The organism is Kitasatospora sp. MY 5-36, from assembly GCF_001182915.1.
In the GTDB taxonomy this organism is placed as follows: Bacteria; Actinomycetota; Actinomycetes; order Streptomycetales; family Streptomycetaceae; genus Kitasatospora.
Map to the genome: position 1 here is coordinate 1 of NZ_LFVW01000065.1, position 3440 is coordinate 3440.

1 pseudogene is annotated in these 3440 nt (G+C 73.6%); it reads right to left on the reverse strand.

What is annotated here, in order from left to right:
* Window positions 1–3440, reverse strand: a pseudogene (locus tag AE652_RS06350) (type I polyketide synthase); the annotation flags it as partial.

The following is a 3440-nucleotide window of genomic DNA, read 5'->3' on the forward strand; positions in this document are numbered from 1 at the left end:
CGTACCGCCCGTCACCAGGACCGAACCGCGCGGCAACCACGCCTCGCGGACGGCCGGACGGCCTGCGCGCACCAACCGCCGCGCCAGCACCCCGCCCGCACGCACCGCGACCTGGTCCTCATCGCCGACCAGGACGGACGCCAGCCGCGCACCCGTACGCGCATCCACGGCAGCCGGCAAGTCGATCAGCCCGCCCCAGCGGCCCGCCAACTCCAGTGCCGCCACGGCTCCCAGACCCCACACCTGCGCCTGCACCGGCCGCACCGCATCACCCGCGACCGCACCCACCGCACCCCGCGTGACCACCCACAGCGGGGCGGACACACCGAGACGGCCAAGCTCCTGAACCAGCGCGACCGTCGCGGCCAGACCGCCCGGAACCAGCGGGAACGCCTCCTCCGGCGACTCGTCCAGCGCCAGCAGCGAGACCACACCCCGCAGGTCGGAGTGCGCGGCCACCGCAGCGGCGACACCGTCCGGAGTCGAGCGGACGACCCGCGCACCCGGAAGGTCCAGCGCCTCCGCGACCGCAGCCGCGTCGGTGCCGTCCCCGACCAGCAGCCAGGTCCCGGTCAGCACCGCGCCGGACTCGCTCACCGGCGCCCATGACACCCGGTACCGCCAGTCGGCAACCGCCGAGCCGGCCCGCTCGCGACGCCGCCAGTCGGTCAGCGCACCCAGCGCGGCATCCGCCGGGTCCACGCCGAGCAGATCGGCGAGCGCGGTGACATCACCACTCTCCACGGCGGTCCAGAAGCCCGCCTCCGCTCCGGTGGCCACCGTGACGTCCGCGCGCTTGCGGTCCGCCTCCGGCCAGTAGTGGCGGTGGCGGAAGGCGTAGGTGGGCAGGTCCACCGTCGAACCGCGGCCGAGTACGGCGGCCCAGTCGACCGAAAGACCCTGCGCGTACACCTCGGCGAACGAGGTCAGCAGACGCTGGGCGCCGCCTTCCTCCCGTCGCAGCGTGCCCGCGACGACCGGGGACAGCGCCTCCAGGGCGTCACCGATCGCCGGCGTCAGCACCGGATGCGGCGACACCTCCAGGAACACACCGTGCCCGGACTCACCCAGCAGACGAACCGCCCGCTCGAACTCGACGGTCTCCCGCAGCGACGCGTACCAGTAGTCGGGGTCCAGCTCCGGACCGGACAGCCACGCGCCGGTCAGCGCGGAGACCATGGGGATCCGGGCCTCGGTCGGAGCGATGCCCTGGAGAACCGAGAGGATCTCCTCGCGCAGCTCGTCCACGTGCGCGCTGTGGGACGCGTAGTCCACCGGAATCATCCGGGCACGCGGCGAATCCCCGCAGGAGTCCGCCAGTTCACGCAGCGCGTCCGCGTCGCCGGAAACCACCGTCGCCGAGGGACCGTTCACCGCCGCCACCGACAGGCGGGAACCGTACGGGGCGATCCGGGCGCGGACACCGTCCACCGGCTCCGCGATCGACAGCATCCCACCACGACCCGCCAGCGCCTTCAGAGTCCGGCTGCGAAGAGCAACAACCTTCGCCGCATCCTCCAGCGAAAGAATCCCCGCGACAGCAGCCGCCGCGATCTCACCCTGCGAGTGACCGACCACAGCGTCCGGAGCGACACCGGCCGCCTCCCAGACCGCAGCGAGCGAGACCATCACGGCCCACAGCGCCGGCTGCACCACATCGGCGGCCTCGAAACCGTGCCGGCCCGCCAGAACATCGTCCAACTGCCAGTCCACGTACGGCGCGAGAGCCGCAGAACACTCCGCCAGCCGCGCCGCGAACACCGGCGACGACGTGACCAGCTCACGCCCCATCCCGACCCACTGGCTGCCCTGACCGGGGAAGACGAACACCGTCCGCCCCACCCCGGCAGCCGCCACCGACCCGGTCACCACACCCGCCGCCGGCTGCCCCGTGGCCACCGCCGCCAGACGCTCCGCGAACTCGCTCCGCTCGCCGCCGAGCACGACGGCCCGGTGCTCCAGCGCCGCACGCGTCGTCGCGAGCGACCACGCCACATCACCGACCGACAACTCCGGCCGCGCCAGCACGTGTTCACGCAGTCGGCCGGCCTGACCGGCGAGCGCCTCGGTGTCCCGTCCGGACAGCACCCACGCCGGGACACCGCCCGACAGCACCGGCACCACGCTCCCGCCGTCACTGTCGACGGGCGCCTCCGCCTCGGCCGGCGCCTCTTCGATGATCACGTGCGCGTTGGTGCCGCTGATGCCGAACGCCGAGACACCGGCCCGGCGCGGCCGCTCGCCCGCCGGCCACGCCACCGCGTCCTGGAGCAGACGGACGTTGCCCGTCTCCCAATCGACGTGCGAGGACGGCTCATCGGCGTGCAGGGTCTTCGGCAGCACACCGGCCCGCAGCGCCAGCACCATCTTGATCACACCGGCCACACCCGCGGCCTGCTGGGCGTGCCCGATGTTGGACTTCACCGACCCCAGCCACAACGGCCGGCCCTCGAACCGCTCCTGGCCGTACGTCGCCAGCAGCGCGCCCGCCTCGATCGGGTCGCCCAGCTCCGTGCCCGTCCCGTGCGCCTCGACCACGTCCACGTCCGCCGCCGACAGCTGCGCACTCGCCAACGCCGCCCGGATGACCCGCCGTTGGGCCGGGCCGTTCGGCGCCGTGAGACCGTTCGACGCACCGTCCTGGTTGATCGCGCTGCCGCGCACCACACCGAGCACCCGGTGCCCGTTGCGGCGGGCGTCCGACAGCCGCTCCAGCACCAGCATTCCGACGCCCTCGCCCATGCCCATGCCGTCGGCGCCCTCCCCGAAGGCCTTGCAGCGGCCGTCGGCCGACAGCGCGCGCAGCCGCGAGAAGCTCACGAACTCGCCGGGGTCGGCCATCACCGTCACACCGCCGGCCAGCGCCACCGTGCACTCGCCCGACCGCAGCGCCTGCACCGCCTGGTGCATCGCCACCAGCGAGGAGGAGCACGCCGTGTCGACGGTCACCGCGGGCCCGTTCAGGCCCAGCGTGTACGACACCCGGCCGGACAGGACGCTGAGCGCGTTCCCGGTGATCAGGTGCGCCTGGGCCTCCGCTTCGTCGCCCAGCACCCCGATGTAGCCGGAGGCGGCCGCACCGATGAACACGCCGGTCGCGGAGCCGTGCAGCGACTTCGGGTCGATGCCGGCCCGCTCGACGGCCTCCCAGGAGGTCTCCAGCAGCAGCCGCTGCTGCGGGTCCATGCCATCGCCTCACGCGGGCTGATCCCGAAGAAGCCGGCGTCGAACTCCCCGGCGCCGCCGAGGAATCCGCCCTCGATCACATAGGTCGAGCCCTCGGCGTCCGGGTCCGGGTCGAACAGGCCCTCGACGTCCCAGCCGCGGTCGGCCGGGAAGCCGCTGATCGCGTCGCCGCCCGCGGCCAGGAGGTCCCACAGCTCCTCGGGAGTCCGGACGCCACCGGGGTAGCGGCAGGCCATGCCGACGATCGCGATCGG